Genomic DNA, 15710 nt, shown 5'->3' on the forward strand with positions numbered 1-15710 from the left:
GTGACGAGCCCCGCGCCCGCCGTCGCGCCCGCCCGCACCGCCGCCGGGGCTCCCCCGTTCGCGTGCGTGCTCGTCGCCAACCGCGGCGAGATCGCGTGCCGCGTCATCCGGACCCTGCGCCGGCTCGGCATCCGCTCCGTCGCGGTCTTCACCGACGCCGACCGGGACGCGCTGCACGTCGCCCGGGCCGACGTCGCCGTCCGGCTCGCCGGCACGCCCGCGCGCACGGGCTACCTCGACGTCGACGCCGTCGTCGCCGCCGCCGTCGCGACCGGCGCCGAGGCGATCCACCCGGGCTACGGCTTCCTCAGCGAGAACCCCGAGCTCGCCCGCGCGTGCCACGCCGCGGGCGTCGTGTTCGTCGGTCCGGGCGCCGACACGCTCGACCTCATGGGCGACAAGATCCGCGCCAAGGCGCACGTCGCGCGCGCCGGCGTGCCGGTCGTCCCTGGGACCGACGGATCGGGCCTCACGGACACGGACCTCCTCGCCGCCGCGCACGACGTCGGCTTCCCGCTGCTGGTCAAGCCCTCCGCGGGCGGCGGCGGCCAGGGGATGCAGGTCGTCGAGCGCGCCGAGGACCTCGCTGCGGCCCTGGCCACGGCGCGACGCGTGGCCGCTGCGGGCTTCGGCGACGACGCCCTGCTCCTCGAGCGCTACCTGCCGGCGCCCCGGCACATCGAGGTGCAGGTGCTCGGCGACACCCACGGCACGGTGGTCCACCTCGGCGAGCGCGAGTGCTCGCTCCAGCGCCGGCACCAGAAGGTCGTCGAGGAGGCCCCGTCGCCCGCCGTCGACGAGGCGATGCGCGCGAGCCTCGGGGAGCTCGCCTGCCGCGTGGCGCGGAGCACGGGCTACGTCGGGGCCGGCACGGTCGAGCTCCTCGTCGCGGGCGACCGGCCCGACGAGCCGTTCTTCATCGAGATGAACACGCGGCTCCAGGTCGAGCACCCGGTGACCGAGCTCGTGACCGGTGTCGACCTCGTCGAGCAGCAGCTGCGGGTCGCCGCCGGCGAGCCCCTGGGCCTCGCCCAGGACGACGTGCGCCTCACGGGCCACGCCGTCGAGGCGCGCGTGTACGCCGAGAGCCCCGAGCGCGGCTTCCTGCCCACCACGGGGACCGTGCTCGTGCTCGGCGAGCCCACCGGTGCGCACGTGCGCGTCGACAGCGCGCTCCGCCCGGGCCTCGTCGTCGGCGCGTCGTTCGACCCGATGCTGGCCAAGGTGATCGCGTGGGGCGAGGACCGCGACGAGGCGCTGACGCGGCTCGACGCCGCGCTCGCGGCCACCACGGTGCTCGGCGTCGAGACGAACGTCGCGCACCTGCGCGACGTCCTCGCCGACCCGGACGTCCGCGCCGGCCGGCTCGACACGGGCCTGCTCGGCCGCCTCGGCGTGGCGCCGCACGCGCCCGACGCGGTCCACCTCGTCCTCGCGGCCCTCGTCCGCGTCGCGAGCCGCGCGGGGGCGCCGGGCACCGCGTGGCGCGCGGACGGCTGGCGCGTGGGCGGCGCCCTCCCGTCCCGGTACGACGTCGGGCCGGCGGGGTCCGTCGAGGCCGTCGCGGTCGGCGTCACCGGCCCGGCGCACGACGCGCTCGTGAGCGTCGGCGACCGGCCGCCCGTGCGCGCGCGCCTCCTCCTCGAGGGCACCACCACCGCCGTCCTCGAGCTCGACGGCGTCGTGCACCGCGTCCCGGTCGCCGTGGACGGCGTCACGACGTGGGTGGGCACCGACCGCGGCGCGCTCGCGCTCGTGGTCCGCGACGCCGCCGCGCGTGCCGCCCTGCGGTTCGGCACCCGCACGCGCTCGGGCGTCGCGGCGGCGCCCGAGGTCCGCTCCCCCATGCCCGGCACCGTCGTCACCGTCGAGGTCGCCGACGGCGACCCGGTCGTCGCGGGCCAGGCCCTGCTCACCGTCGAGGCGATGAAGATGGAGCACCGCCTCCTCGCCACGACGGACGGCACCGTCACCCTCACGGTCCGACCGGCCGACCGGGTGCAGCTCGACCAGGTGGTGGCCACGATCACGCCCACCGCCGCGGCCCACCAGCCCGACCCCACCCCCCACGAAGGGACACCCGCATGAGCCACGAGCTGACCACCGAGCAGCAGCGCCTCGTCGACCAGGTGCGCGAGTTCGCCGACGACGTCGTCGCGCCGGCCGCGTACGAGTACGACACGAGGCGCGAGCTGCCCTACGACATCATCGCCGCCATGGGCGAGATGGGGCTGTTCGGGCTTCCCTTCCCCGAGGAGTACGGCGGCCGCGGCAAGGACTACTTCCAGCTCTGCCTCGCGGTCGAGCAGCTCGCGCGCGCCGACCAGTCCATCGCGGTGACGCTCGAGGCCGGCGTCGGCCTCGGCGCGATGCCGATCTACCGCCGCGGCACCGAGGAGCAGAAGCAGGAGTGGCTGCCGATGCTCGCGCGCGGCGAGGCGCTCGCGGGCTTCGGCCTCACCGAGGCCGAGGCGGGCTCCGACGCCGCCGGCACGCGCACGACGGCGCGCCTCGAGGACGGCCAGTGGGTCATCAACGGCACCAAGCAGTTCATCACCAACTCGGGCTCGAGGATCACGCGGCTCGTCACGGTGACGGCGGTGACGGGCGAGGAGACCCGCACGGACGGCTCCGTCCGCAAGGAGCTCAGCGCGATCCTCGTCCCGAGCGGCACCCCCGGCTTCGAGGTCGGCCCGTCCTACGACAAGGTCGGCTGGCACACCTCCGACACGCACCCGCTCACCTTCACGGACGTGCGCGTGCCCGAGGCGAACCTGCTCGGCGAGCGTGGCCGCGGCTTCGCCAACTTCATCCAGTCGCTCGACGAGGGCCGGGTCGCGTTCGCGGCGCTGTGCACGGGCGCCGCCCAGGGCTGCCTCGAGGAGGCGGTGCGCTACGCGCACAAGCGCGAGGTCTTCGGCCGCGCGATCGGCGCCAACCAGCACATCGCGTTCACCCTCGCGCGCATGCAGGCGCGCGTGCACACCGCGCGGCTCGCCTACTACGACGCCGCGCACAAGATCGTCGCGGGCGAGCGCTTCAAGCTCGAGGCGAGCGTCGCCAAGATGGTCGGCAGCGAGGCCGCGATGGCGAACGCGCGCGACGCGGTGCAGATCTTCGGCGGCTACGGCTTCCTCAACGAGAACCCCGTCGCACGGCACTACCGCGACGCGAAGGTCCTGGAGATCGGCGAGGGCACGACGGAGGTGCAGCTCATGGTCATCGCCCGCGAGCTCGGGTTCCCGGGTGCCGCATGACGGGGACCCCGCAGGAGGGCGGTCCCACGAAGGACGTCGAGCAGCGCGGCCTCTACTACGACGAGCTGGAGACCGGGACGCGCTACCTGCACCGCCCCGGCCGCACGCTGACCGAGGCGGACAACGTCCTGTTCACGACGCTGACGATGAACACCCAGGCGCTCCACCTCGACGCCGCCTGGGCCGCCGGTCAGCCGTTCGGGCAGCGGCTGGTCAACTCGATGCTCACGCTCGCCACGCTCGTCGGGAGCTCGGTCGCCCAGCTCACGCAGGGCACGATCGTCGCCAACCTCGGGCTCACCGACGTCGCCTTCCCGCACCCGCTGTTCCACGGCGACACGCTCTACTCCGAGACCGTCGTGGCGGACCGGCGGCCGTCGGCGTCGCGGCCGGGCCAGGGGGTCGTGACGTTCGCGCACACCGGCCGCAACCAGGACGGGACCGTCGTCGCGACCGCGACGCGGACCGTCCTCATGTGGGAGCGGGAGGCGCACCGGTGACGTTCGCCCTGGGCCCGGCGCTGCTCTTCTGCCCCGCCGACCGGCCGGACCGGTACGCCAAGGCCGCCGGCCGGGCCGACGCGGTGATCCTCGACCTCGAGGACGCCGTGGCGCCGGACGCCAAGGCGGCGGCGCGCGAGGCCCTCGTCGCGAGCGACCTCGACCCGGCGCGGACGGTCGTGCGCCTCAACGCCGCCACCACGCCGGACCACGCGGCGGACCTCGCGGCGCTCGCGCGCACGCCGTACCGCACCGTCATGCTCGCGAAGGCGTCGAGCGCGCACGAGGCCGCGGCGCTGGGCGGCCTCGACGTCGTCGCGCTGGTCGAGACGGCGGCCGGCCTCCTGCGCGTCGCCGAGATCGCGGCCGAGCCGACGGTGGTCGCGCTCATGTGGGGGGCCGAGGACCTCGTCGCGTCCCTCGGCGGCACCTCGAGCCGCCGGCCCGACGGCGCGTACCGCGACGTCGCGCGGCACGCGCGCTCGGCCGTCCTGCTCGCGGCACGCGCGCACGGGAAGGTGGCCGTCGACGCCGTGCACGTCGACATCGGCGACCTCGACGGGCTCGCGGACGAGGTGCACGACGCCGTCGCGTCGGGCTTCGGGGCGACCGCGTGCATCCACCCGTCCCAGGTGGACGTCGTCCGCGCCGGCTACCGGCCCGGGGCCGAGGAGGTCGCCGACGCCCGCGCGCTGCTCGCCGCGGCGCGTGCGGAGCGCGGGGCGTTCCGGTGGCGGGGCCGCCTCGTCGACGGCCCGATCCTCAAGCACGCCGCGGAGCTCGTGCGTCGCGCGGAGGCGCCGCAGGGCTGACGGGCACCGGCGGTGCCGGAGGGGTTCCGCGGAACCGGGAGGAAGCGTACGTTTCGGACAGTGCCCGTCGGGGGGTGGGCACACGTCCACGGGGGTCCGATGATGCGCTCCACCACGTCGCTCGCTGCTGCCGTCCTCCTCGTCCTCGGGGCCGCCGCCCCGGCCGCCGCGGCGGCGCCGCCGGGCCCGGCCTGCGGCGACACCGTCACCGGCGAGGTCCACCTCACGCGCAACCTCACGTGCACGACGGTGGGCCTGGTGCTGGCGCCGGGGGCCGTGCTCGACCTCGACGGGCACACGCTGCGCGGACCCGGGCCGGTCGCCGGCTGGGCGCTGCAGACCGACGTCGAGAGCACGGTCCCGGGCGAGGCGCCGGTGACGGTCCGCGACGGGCGCGTCATGGGCTGGGCGCAGGTGCTCGGCGCCGAGGCCGGGGTGCTCGACGTCGTCGTCGAGGACGTGCGGTTCACGCACAACGGGACGGTGATGTTCGCCGAGCAGGTGCACGCGGTCGTCGAGCGCTCCCGGTTCGCGGACAACGCGACGGCGATCAACGGGCTCGGCGGCGCGGTCGAGGTGTGGGACTCGACGTTCGTGCGCAACGAGGTCACGGCCCTCAACCTGGGCCCGTACTACCCGTCGATCCAGGTCACCGGCTCTCGCTTCGCCGACAACGGCCTCGCGGTCGGCTGCAGCGAGGGGCGCGTCGTGGTGGACTCCACGACCCTGCGCCGCAACGACGCGGGCGTGAGCTCGGGCTGGTGCGAGATGACCCTCACCGGCAGCACCCTCGCCGACAACGAGGTGGGCCTGCGCACGCGCATGGTGAGCCCGACGTTCCAGGGGCTCGTCGACACGATCAGCGGCAACCTCTTCGTGCGCAACGGGATCGGCGCCGACCTCGCGGTCGGGGCGACCGTCGCCGACAACACCTTCCTGCGCAACGGACGCGGCCTGTACTCGGAGACCGCCGAGGGCGTCCCCGTGGAGCAGATGGTGCTCGCGGGCAACACGGCCCACCGGAACGAGCTCGACGGCATCTGGGTCGACACGACGGGCACGGTCGAGGTGCAGGGCAACGCCGCGAACCACAACGGCGGCCAGGGCATCGTCGTCCCGCACGCGACCGACCTCGGCGGCAACACCGCCCGCGGCAACGGCGTGGAGCCGCAGTGCGTCGGCGTCGTGTGCGCCCCGCGCTCCTGACCTCCGCAGCGGCGGCTCAGGCGCCGTCGGGCACAGCGAGCGCGTCGAGCGCCGCGCGCAGGTTGCCCGCGGCGGTCGCGCGGTGCGCGTCCGCCGCGGGACCCGCGTAGCCGCGCGGCGCCATCTCCACGAGGAGGACCAGGCTCATCCACAGGCGGTAGACCAGCAGCCGCCGGCGGCCCGCCGCCGACCGCAGCCCCAGGTCGCCGCCCTGCGCGTCGTACCCCTCGAGCAGCGCCGCGGGCGCCGGTCCACGGCCGAGCTGGTCGGCGCCCACGAGGTCGAGCAGCGGGTCACCCCACACCGCGCGCTCGGTGTCGATGACGCCCGTGAGCCCGCCCGTCGCCGGGTCGACGAAGAGGTTGCCCGCCCACAGGTCGGTGTGCACGAGCGAGGGCACCGTGACCTCGGCGAGCGCCTCGCGGGAGCGGGCGAGAGCGGCGTGGACCTCGGCGTCGGGCAGCGGCGTGCCCCACCGCCGCGCGTCGTCGAGCAGGGCCCCGACCGCGAGCCCGACGGCCTCGGGCCACGTCGGGGCCTGGAGACCCGTCGCGGCGTTCGGGTAGCCGAAGACGTCGCCGCGGACCGCGTGGAGGCGGGCCATGAACGCGCCGAGCCCGCGCTGCACGGCGTCGGCCGCGGCGGGCGGCAGGTCGCCGGCGTCGACGAGCGGCGTCCCGGGCAGGTGGCTGACCACGAGCACGTCGCTCGGCAGGACGGAGCGGGTCAGGTCCTCGTGGAGCACCTCGGGGAGCAGCAGGTCGGGCCTGCCCGCGCCGAGGCGGTAGACGAGGGCCTCCGTGCGCAGCAGGTCGCGCTCGTACGTGAGGAGGCGGTCCTCCTGCGTCGGGGCGGTCTTGACGACGACCCGCCTGCCGTCCCGGAGGTGCGCCCGGTAGGTCGTCGCGAACATGCCCCCCGTGAGCAGCTCGGCGCGGTCGAGCTCGCCCACCGGGGCGAGCACCGTGCGCAGCGCGGCGACCGGGACGGCGTCGGCAGGTCGGAGCACGGCAGGGACCCTACCGCCCGACCCGGACCCGGCCCGTCCGCTTCGCCCCGGCTCGTCCGGCGGGTACGGTGCGGTCAGCGCCTCGACGGAGAGGTGCTGCTGGAGGTCGATGATGCGCTCCGCCGAGGTCCCCTCGCCCCCGGTGCCCGGTCCCGGGCCCCGGCGTCCCGACGCGCCCGCGGCGCAGCACCCGCGCGCAGCGCGCGACCACGTCGTCGCGGCGCTCGCGGCGTCCGCCGCCGCCGTCGCACTCGCGCTCGGGCCCGGCGTCCCGGTCCGGGCCCCCGCCGCCCCCCTCACGCCGGGGACGCCGTCGGCGTGCGCGCTGGGCGGACCCGGCTGCGCGCCGCGCGTGGCGCTCGGCGTCGGCACCGCCGGGCTGCCCACGTCGACCGCCGGCCTCTACGCCTTCGAGCAGGCGCTCGGCCGCGACGCCGACGTCGCGCTGACGTTCACCTCCTTCCGCTACCCGTTCGACGTCGCCGGTCTGCGCGCGCTCGCCGAGCAGGGGACGACGCCACTCGTCACGTGGGAGCCGTGGGACCCGACCGTCCCCGAGGACGACCGCTACCCGCTCGCCGAGATCGCGGCCGGCACGCACGACGCCTACCTGCGCGACCAGGCGCGACGCCTGCGCGAGGTGGGGCACCCGGTGGCGCTGCGGTTCGCCCACGAGATGAACGGCTCGTGGTACCCGTGGGGCGCGGACGTGCGGGGCAACACGCCCGAGGACTACGTCGCCGCCTACCGGCACGTCCACGACGTGCTGGCCGACGAGGGCGTCACCGACGTCGTCTGGGTCTGGTCGCCCGCCACGGCCGACGACGTGCGTGCCGCCGACCTCCGCCACCTCTACCCCGGCGACGCGTACGTCGACGCCGTGGGCGTGAGCGTCTACTTCGACGAGCCCACGGACTCCTGGGCCACGACGGCGCAGCCGACCGTCGACGAGCTGCGGCGCGTCGCGCCCGGCGCGCCCCTGCTCGTCGCCGAGGCCGGCGTGCTCCCCGGACCACGGCGCACGGCCATGGTGCGGGACCTCCTCGAGGGTGCGCTCTCCGTGCCCGAGATCGCCGCGGTCACCTGGCTCGACGTCGCGTCGCGCGAGGACTGGCGGATCAGCAGCGACCCGGCCGCGCTCGACGTGCTCCGCACAGCGCTCGACGACGGGCGGTGAGGTCGTCCCCGAGCGGTCAAGTGGCCCACCCCGGAGCCGATAGACCCCTTGCGGGGGTCGGCGCACGTCCGGCACCGCGAGGGGGACGACGTGACGCACGACCTGGCCGACGGCCGCGCCACCGCAGGGACCGACGCGGTCGGGCGGCGGCGCCCCCGCTGGTCCCGGCCGCCGCGCCTCGTGCCGGCCCTCGTCGCGGCCGTGCTGGCGCTGGGCCTCGTGCCCACGGGCGAGGCGCCCGCCGCGGCGGCCGACGCGGCGTGCGCGCCCGACGTCGTCACGTGCCTCCCGCGGATGGCGTTCGGGCTCTCCACCGAGGGCCTGCCGACGTCGACCACGGCGTTCGACGCGCTCGAGGCGTCCGTGGGGCGCTCGGCCGACGTCGCCCTGTCGTTCACGTCCTTCCGGTTCAACGTCGACGCGGCGGCCCTGCGTGCGCTCGCCGCGGCGGGGACGATACCCATGATCACCTGGGAGCCGTTCGACGCGAGCGTCCCCACGCAGGACCGCTACCCGCTGCGGGACATCGCCGCGGGCGTGCACGACGCGTACCTGCGCGAGCAGGCGACCCGCATCGGCTCGGTCGACGGGCCGGTGGCCGTGCGCTTCGCGCACGAGATGAACGGCGGGTGGTACCCCTGGGGCGCCGGCGTCAACGGCAACACCCCCGCGGACTACGTCGACGCCTACCGCCACGTGCACGACCTGTTCGCGGCCCAGGGCGTCGACAACGTCCTGTGGGTCTGGTCGCCCGCATCGCTCGACACCGCGACCGCCCCCGACCTCGCGCCCTTCTACCCGGGTGACGCGTACGTCGACTGGGCGGGCCTGAGCGTCTACCTCGACGCGACCACGGACACGTGGACGAACACCGTCGCGCCCACGGTCCGTCAGCTCGACCGCGTCGCGCCGTCGACGCCGATCTACTTCGCCGAGACCGGCGTCCTGCCCGGCACGGCGCGGCCCGCGATGCTCACGGCGCTGCTCGACGACCTGCTCCGCACCCCGCGCGCGATCGGCTTCACCTACTTCAACATCCCGTCCCGCGTCGACTGGCGGATCGACCGCGACCCCGCCGCGCTCACGGCCGTCCGCACCGCGCTCGCCTCGGGCTGGTACGTGCCGTCCGGCACCACCGCGCCCGCGCCGCTCCTGCAGGTCGCGCCCGCGGTCGTCGGCACGCCGCTCGTGGGCACGACCCTCACCGCGACGACCGGCACCTGGCGGGGCGCCGGCGACGTCACGGGCCGCTGGTCCGTGTGCGCCGACGCCACCGCGGCATCGTGCACGACGACGTCCGTCACCGCACCGTCCCTCGAGGTCGGGCCCGGCATGCTCGGCAAGGTCCTGCGCTACCAGGTCGAGGCGACGGGCGAGGGCGGGGCGACGTCCGCCGTCTCCGCGCCCACGACGCCCGTCGTCGTCGTCCCGGCCCGCCCGGCGCGCCCCGCGGTGGAGTCGAGGTCGGGCGGCGCGCGCGTGACGTTCCCGGCGGCGCCGCTCGGGACGACGCACTGGCGCCTCGTGCTCGACGGCAAGCCGTACGGGCTCGTGCCGGTCGCCACGACGGTCTACTGGCTCACGGGGATGACGAACGGGACGAGCCACACGCTCGCGCTGAGCGCGGTCGCCGTGACGGGGTCCACCGTGCTCGAGTCGCCCACGACGTCCGGGACGTTCACGCCCATGACGCAGCAGTACAGCCCCTACGTGTCGGTCACCGGGACGAGCATGGCGATGACGCTGCCGAAGCCGCCCGCGGGGGCCGAGGCGTGGCAGCTCACGGTCGCGGGCGAGACCCGCACGCTGCCCGCCGCGACCACCGCGACCACCGTGACGGTCCCGACCGGTGCGCCGGTCGCCTGGACGCTCAGCGCCGCGGCCGGCCGGTGGGACGGGGTGCCCTACGGGAGCACGACCGTGCCGAGCACGGGTTCGGTGACCCCCCTCGCGACGCCCGCCGCACCGACCGTCACGCCGGGCACGCGCCAGATCACCCTGACGTTCCCCACGCCGCCCGCCGGCGCGACCGCGTGGCGCGTGTCCGTCGGCGCGACCACCTACGCGGACGTCCCCGTCGGCACGCCGAGCCTCACGGCGACCGGTCTCTACCCCGGGTACCCGTCGACCTGGACGGTGCGCGCGGTCAACGCCACGGCGCGGTCGCTGACCGTGACGGGCCGGGCGGCGGCGCTCTGACACCGGCGTCGTCGGCGCTGGGGCAACAATTCGCCCCATAAGGCACACCTCGTCCCGACACGCAATTCCACATGCTGAGCATGTGACCCAGTCGACAGGCCGCGCTGTCATATCGAGTAACAACGGCTTACGACCTGCGTGTTTGCCAAATGTCCGATTTCGTGGTTGGCGATGGCCGGGAACGCGGGTTACACAGATTTCACCCACGCCTGACGTGGTATTCACCCGACCGGCCCTACTTTTAGGCCCACCGGTGAGTGGGCCCTTGGTCCCGCTCGACGCCCGGGGGACGACGTGGTCCTGGCTCTTCCAAGGTCCGCTCGAATCCCCGGGAGGTGCGTGTGTCCGTCGACTCGCGACCTGGTCCAGACAGTCCGATGACACCACTCGGTCAGGTGCAGCAGCGCCCGACCACCACGCCCACGGCCGACGCCGGCACGGCGTGGCTGCCCAGCCCGCCCACCGACGCCGAGAAGTACTGGTACATGGGGCGCCAGCACCGCTGGCTGCTCCTCGTCCAGTCGCTCTCCTTCGCCCTCATCGGCGTGAGCATCATGCGGTTCAGCCTCTCCGACCCCCGGGTCCTGTGGTTCCTGGCGCCGTTCTCGCTCTACGCCGTCGCGCTCGTCGTGAGCCTCCTGTCCAGCACGCGCGGCAAGCGCGTCGACCGGATGGACCACGAGCTGCGCGTGCTCGAGTACAACCCCGGCACGCACCCGACCGTCGACGTCTTCCTTCCCACCGCGGGCGAGGCCCTCGACGTGCTGGCGAACACCTACCGCCACGTCGCGGCCCTCCGGTGGCCGGCAGCCATCACCGTCTGGGTCCTCGACGACTCGGCGCGTGACTCCGTGCGCCGCCTCGCGGAGGACCACGGCTTCGAGTACCGGACCCGTCCCGACCGCGGCCGCCTCAAGAAGGCCGGCAACCTGCGCTTCGGCTACGAGCAGTCCCAGGGCGACCTCATCGCGATCTTCGACGCCGACTTCGTGCCGCGTCCCGACTACCTCTCCGAGCTCGTGCCGTACTTCGAGCAGGAGGACGTCGGCATCGTGCAGTCGCCGCAGTTCTTCGACACCCACAAGGGCATGGGCTGGCTGCAGCGCTGCGCCGGCGCCACCCAGGAGCTCTTCTACCGCTGGATCCAGCCGGCCCGTGACCGCTCCAACGCGGCCATCTGCGTCGGCACGTGCGCGATCTACCGCCGCAAGGCGCTCGACGCCGCCGGCGGCTTCGCCCAGATCGGCCACAGCGAGGACGTCCACACGGGCGTCAACCTCATGAAGGCCGGCTACGGCCTGCGCTACGTGCCGATCCTCGTCTCCAAGGGCCTGTGCCCCGACGAGGTGCTGCCGTTCCTCAACCAGCAGTACCGCTGGTGCACCGGCTCGATGAGCCTGCTCGCGGACTCGACGTTCCACAACGACCCGCACATCGCGCCCCGTCAGCGCCTGTCGTTCTGGGCCGGCTTCCTGTACTACATCACCACCGCGCTCAACGTCTTCACGACGGCGCTGCCCGCGCTCGCGATGCTCTGGCTGCTGCCCCAGTACGTGTTCCCGCGCAACTCGCTCTACCTGGTGGGCGCGCTCGCCATGTGGCTCGTCGTGCTGCCGGTGATGTTCAGGTCGCGCTGGCGCATCGACGTCCTGCGCGTGCAGGCGCTCTACTCGTTCGCGCACGCCGTGGCGATCTTCCACGTCCTGACGAACCGCACCCGCGAGTGGGTCGCGACGGGCCAGGCGAACCAGACCGCCCGTCAGGGCCGCACGACGCCGCTCGGCGTCACCGTCCTGCGCGTCGCGAAGGTGTGGATCGCCCTCACGCAGACCTTCATCTGGCTGGGCCTCGCGCGCGGCGTGCTCGAGTTCGGCATCGAGCGCTTCTGGGCCATGATCCTGCTCGCCGGGATCTCGTCGTACGTGCTCGTCCCGATCGCGTTCCAGAAGACGAACGCCGAGCCCATCGCGTCCGCGGTCGCGAACAAGCTCCGCGAGTCCGCGGCCGGCGTGGTCTCCTCCGTGCACCGGCGGCTCACGCCCGCGACCCCGGTCGGTGGCGCGCCGCGCCCCCAGCCCGAGGCCGGCCTGCGCCGGTGGCGCCCGGACATCCAGGGCCTGCGCGCGATCGCCGTCCTGCTCGTCGTGCTCTACCACGCGAACGTGCCCGGCATCACCGGCGGCTACGTCGGCGTGGACGTGTTCTTCGTGATCTCCGGCTTCCTCATCACGGGCGGCCTCCTGCGCCAGATCGAGAAGACCGGGCGCGTCAACTTCCGCAAGTTCTACGCGGGCCGCTTCCAGCGCCTCGCCGTGCCGGCCGCCGTCGTGCTCGTCGTGACCCTCGTCGCGATCCGCATCTGGGACTCGCTGTTCCAGGTCCGCACGGTGACGACCGACGCCATCTGGGCCGCGTTCTACGCGATCAACTACCGGTTCGCGCTCGAGGGCGTGAACTACCAGCAGGCCACGGGCCCCGAGAGCCCGTTGCAGCACTACTGGTCGCTCGCGGTCGAGGAGCAGTTCTACCTGCTCTGGCCGCTGCTGCTCATGGCCACCGCGTGGGTCTTCCGCCGCCGGTTCGCCAAGGCCGTCGTGGTCGTCATCGCCGTGGTCAGCGCGGCCTCGCTCGTCGCGGCCCTCCAGCTCACGACGACGAACCAGCCCATGGCGTACTTCTCGCTGCACACGCGTGCGTGGGAGCTCGGGGTCGGCGCGCTGCTCGCCGCCGGCGCGGGCTACCTCGCGAAGATGCCGCCGCGGCTCGCCGCGGTCCTGTCGTGGGCCGGCGTCGCCGGCATCCTCGTCAGCGGCCTCGTGTACACCGACCAGACGGTCTTCCCCGGGACGGCGGCCCTGCTGCCCGTGCTCGCGACGGCCGCCGTCATCGGCGCGGGCTGCCGCCCTTCGCGGGGCAGCGCCGAGCTCGTGCTCAACCTGCGCCCCATGCAGGGCATCGGCAAGGTCTCGTACGCCTGGTACCTGTGGCACTGGCCGATGCTGATCCTCTTCCCGATGATCCTCGGCTACAAGCTCTCCTGGATCGTCCAGTTCGAGGTCGCGGCCCTCAGCCTCTGGGTCGCCGTGATGATGTACTACATCGTCGAGAGCCCCGCCCTGCGGTCCCGCCTGAAGAAGGTGCTCTGGCTGCCCATCGGCTTCTCCCTCGCGGCCGTCTCGGCCACGACGGCGTTCGCGGTGGCGACCACGGTGCCCAACCTCGTCGGCAGCGGGCAGGCCGTCGAGATCGCGGCCGCCGACACCGGCGCGATCATGCAGGAGGTCGCCCGTGGCACCCTGACCCAGGCCGCGCCCAGCAACCTCACGCCCGCGCTCGACTCCATCAACGCGGACCAGCCCGTGACGTCGCTCGACGGCTGCCACGCCGACTTCCTCCAGGTCGAGCAGGGCGACTGCGTGTACGGCGACCCCGAGGGCGAGAACACCATGGTCCTCGTCGGCGACTCGCACGCCCAGCAGTGGCTCCCGGCGCTCGACGCGCAGGCCAAGGAGCAGGGCTGGAAGCTGGTCGCCTGGACCAAGGCCGCCTGCCCCGTGGCGGACGTCGAGGTCACGGCGCCGCAGCTCGGCAACCGGGTCTACACCGAGTGCCTCGACTGGCGCGAGCAGACGCTCGCCAACGTCCAGGAGCTCGCACCGGACATCGTCGTCGTCTCCCAGAGCGACAGCGTCCCCGGCAACCAGGTGACCAACGTCGAGTGGGCCGACGCGACCGCCCGGACCGTCTCCGACATCCGGTCGGCCGGCACGCCGGTCCTCTACGTGCTCGACACGCCGGTGCCCGCCGGCAACGCGCCGGACTGCGTCGCGAACAACCTCTCGAAGGTCGAGCCGTGCATGAACATGCGCGAGGACGCCTACAGCTTCCCCGGTCGCCACGAGCAGATGGCCAGCACGCTCTCGGTCATCGACGTGACGACGGTCGAGCCCATCGACTGGTTCTGCACCGACCGCAAGTGCCCGGTGGTCGTCGGCAACATGCTGGTGTACCGCGACGCGTCGCACGTCTCCACGCCCTACAGCGAGTACCTCGCGCCGGCGGTCGCACCGCTGTTCATCCCGAAGGAAGGTCAGGCCTGATGCGCATCTCCGTCATCGGTTGCGGATATCTCGGAGCGGTGCACGCCGCGTGCATGGCGCAGCTCGGCCATGACGTCGTGGGCGTGGACGTCGACGCCGAGAAGGTGGCGCTCCTGGCCAGCGGGCGCGCCCCGTTCTTCGAGCCGGGCCTGCCCGAGCTCCTCGAGGAGACCATGGCCACGGGCCGCCTGAGGTTCACGACGGACCTCGCCGAGGCGGCCGGCGCCCAGGTGCACTTCGTGTGCGTCGGCACGCCGCAGAAGCGCGGCGAGAACGCCGCGGACATGCGGTTCGTCGACGCGGCCGTGGAGGGGATCCTCCCCCACCTCGCGCCGGGCGACGTGCTCGTGGGCAAGTCCACGGTCCCCGTCGGGACCGCCGAGCGCATCGCGGAGCGCCTCGCCGAGGTGCAGCCCGGGGCGACGCTCGTGTGGAACCCCGAGTTCCTGCGCGAGGGCTTCGCCGTGCAGGACACGCTGCACCCGGACCGACTGGTGTACGGCATCCCGGCGGGCCCGGACGGGGCCCACGCCCAGGCCGTGCTCGACGAGGTCTACGCGACGCCGCTCGCGGACGGCACGCCCCAGGTGGTCACCGACTTCGCGACGGCGCAGCTGGTCAAGGTCGCGGCGAACTCGTTCCTGGCGACGAAGATCTCGTTCATCAACGCGATGGCCGAGCTCTGCGAGACCACGGGCGCCGACGTCACGCAGCTCGCGGACGCGATCGGCCACGACGCGCGGATCGGGCGCCGGTTCCTCAATGCCGGGCTCGGCTTCGGCGGCGGGTGCCTGCCCAAGGACATCCGGGCGTTCATGGCGCGCGCCGGGGAGCTCGGCGCGGACCAGGCGCTGTCCTTCCTGCGCGAGGTGGACTCGATCAACATGCGCCGCCGCGTGCGCATGGTCGACCTGGCCCGCGAGGTCTGCGACGGGTCGATCGTCGGCCGCAAGGTCGCCGTCCTCGGGGCCGCGTTCAAGCCGAACAGCGACGACGTGCGGGACTCCCCCGCGCTCAGCGTCGCCGCCCAGATGGCGCTGCAGGGCGCGACCGTCGTGGTCACGGACCCCGAGGCGGTCGCCAACGCCGAGCGCGCGTGGCCGCAGCTGAGCTTCGCGGCCACCGCGGAGGAGGCGGCGGCGGGTGCCGACGTCGTGCTCCTGGCGACCGAGTGGCAGGAGTACCGCGACCTCGACCCGCACGCGTTCGGCGAGGTCGTGCGCGGCAAGCGGGTCGTCGACGGGCGCAACGTGCTCGACCCGGGCAAGTGGCGCGCGGCCGGCTGGGTCTACCGGGCCCTCGGCCGCCCCTGACGGCGACGAGCACGACCGGCACGACCGGGCACGATCGGGCACGGCACGACGGGCGGTGGTACCTCCGGGTACCGCCGCCCGTCGGCATCTCGTCCGCGGCGACGACGGCCGGTCTGCCGAGGGGCCGTACGGAACAC

10 protein-coding genes are annotated in these 15710 nt (G+C 74.2%); 9 read left to right on the forward strand and 1 reads right to left on the reverse strand.

Annotated elements, in window-relative coordinates; all coding sequences use genetic code 11:
* The 5 genes from JIG38_RS00510 to JIG38_RS00530 all read left to right on the forward strand — a co-directional run bounded on the left by JIG38_RS00510 (position 1) and on the right by JIG38_RS00530 (position 5775).
* The gene (locus JIG38_RS00510; RefSeq protein ID WP_199421549.1) at positions 1-2088 is read left to right on the forward strand and encodes an acetyl/propionyl/methylcrotonyl-CoA carboxylase subunit alpha; all 2088 of its coding nucleotides are present in this window, start codon (positions 1-3) and stop codon (positions 2086-2088) included.
* Positions 2085-3257, forward strand: a complete 1173-nt coding sequence (locus JIG38_RS00515) for an acyl-CoA dehydrogenase family protein (protein WP_199421550.1) — start codon at positions 2085-2087, stop codon at positions 3255-3257. The genes JIG38_RS00510 and JIG38_RS00515 overlap by 4 nt, the downstream gene beginning before the upstream one ends.
* Positions 3254-3757 (forward strand): MaoC family dehydratase, encoded by a 504-nt coding sequence (locus tag JIG38_RS00520; RefSeq protein ID WP_199421551.1) that lies wholly within the window; start codon positions 3254-3256, stop codon positions 3755-3757. The genes JIG38_RS00515 and JIG38_RS00520 overlap by 4 nt, the downstream gene beginning before the upstream one ends.
* Positions 3754-4569, forward strand: coding sequence for an HpcH/HpaI aldolase/citrate lyase family protein (locus JIG38_RS00525; RefSeq protein ID WP_199421552.1), 816 nt, complete (start codon positions 3754-3756; stop codon positions 4567-4569). Before JIG38_RS00520 ends, JIG38_RS00525 begins: the two co-directional genes overlap by 4 nt.
* A 99-nt stretch (positions 4570-4668) precedes the next feature.
* Complete coding sequence (locus JIG38_RS00530; RefSeq protein WP_199421553.1) at positions 4669-5775, forward strand: right-handed parallel beta-helix repeat-containing protein; 1107 nt, start codon at positions 4669-4671, stop codon at positions 5773-5775.
* 16 nt (positions 5776-5791) lie between these two features.
* On the opposite strand, the gene JIG38_RS00535 is transcribed toward JIG38_RS00530, so the two are convergent.
* Positions 5792-6784, reverse strand: coding sequence for a phosphotransferase family protein (locus tag JIG38_RS00535; RefSeq protein WP_307844392.1), 993 nt, complete (start codon positions 6782-6784; stop codon positions 5792-5794).
* A 109-nt stretch (positions 6785-6893) separates the two neighbouring features.
* Between JIG38_RS00535 and JIG38_RS00540 the strand changes: the two genes are divergently transcribed.
* The 4 genes from JIG38_RS00540 (at position 6894) to JIG38_RS00555 (ending at position 15573) form a co-directional block, all read left to right on the forward strand.
* A complete protein-coding gene (locus tag JIG38_RS00540; RefSeq protein ID WP_199421554.1) occupies positions 6894-7961 on the forward strand; it encodes a glycoside hydrolase family 26 protein in 1068 nt (355 codons plus the stop codon).
* A gap of 90 nt (positions 7962-8051) precedes the next feature.
* A complete protein-coding gene (locus tag JIG38_RS00545; RefSeq protein ID WP_199421555.1) occupies positions 8052-10160 on the forward strand; it encodes a glycosyl hydrolase in 2109 nt (702 codons plus the stop codon).
* A gap of 377 nt (positions 10161-10537) precedes the next feature.
* Positions 10538-14260, forward strand: a complete 3723-nt coding sequence (locus JIG38_RS00550; protein WP_199421556.1) for an SGNH hydrolase domain-containing protein — start codon at positions 10538-10540, stop codon at positions 14258-14260.
* On the forward strand, positions 14260-15573 hold the full coding sequence (locus JIG38_RS00555) for a UDP-glucose dehydrogenase family protein (protein ID WP_199421557.1): 1314 nt from the start codon (positions 14260-14262) through the stop codon (positions 15571-15573). The genes JIG38_RS00550 and JIG38_RS00555 overlap by 1 nt, the downstream gene beginning before the upstream one ends.
* Positions 15574-15710 lie beyond the last annotated feature (137 nt).

It is taken from the genome of Actinotalea solisilvae (assembly GCF_016464425.1).
GTDB lineage: Bacteria > Actinomycetota > Actinomycetes > Actinomycetales > Cellulomonadaceae > Actinotalea > Actinotalea solisilvae.

Bases quoted from the DNA above. Each gene is read 5' to 3' on its own strand.
- JIG38_RS00520 (WP_199421551.1), top strand. From the start codon at position 3,254: ATGACGGGGACCCCGCAGGAGGGCGGTCCCACGAAGGACGTCGAGCAG.
- JIG38_RS00515 (WP_199421550.1), top strand. From the start codon at position 2,085: ATGAGCCACGAGCTGACCACCGAGCAGCAGCGCCTCGTCGACCAGGTG.
- JIG38_RS00550 (WP_199421556.1), top strand. From the start codon at position 10,538: ATGACACCACTCGGTCAGGTGCAGCAGCGCCCGACCACCACGCCCACG.
- JIG38_RS00530 (WP_199421553.1), top strand. From the start codon at position 4,669: ATGATGCGCTCCACCACGTCGCTCGCTGCTGCCGTCCTCCTCGTCCTC.
- JIG38_RS00540 (WP_199421554.1), top strand. From the start codon at position 6,894: ATGATGCGCTCCGCCGAGGTCCCCTCGCCCCCGGTGCCCGGTCCCGGG.
- JIG38_RS00555 (WP_199421557.1), top strand. From the start codon at position 14,260: ATGCGCATCTCCGTCATCGGTTGCGGATATCTCGGAGCGGTGCACGCC.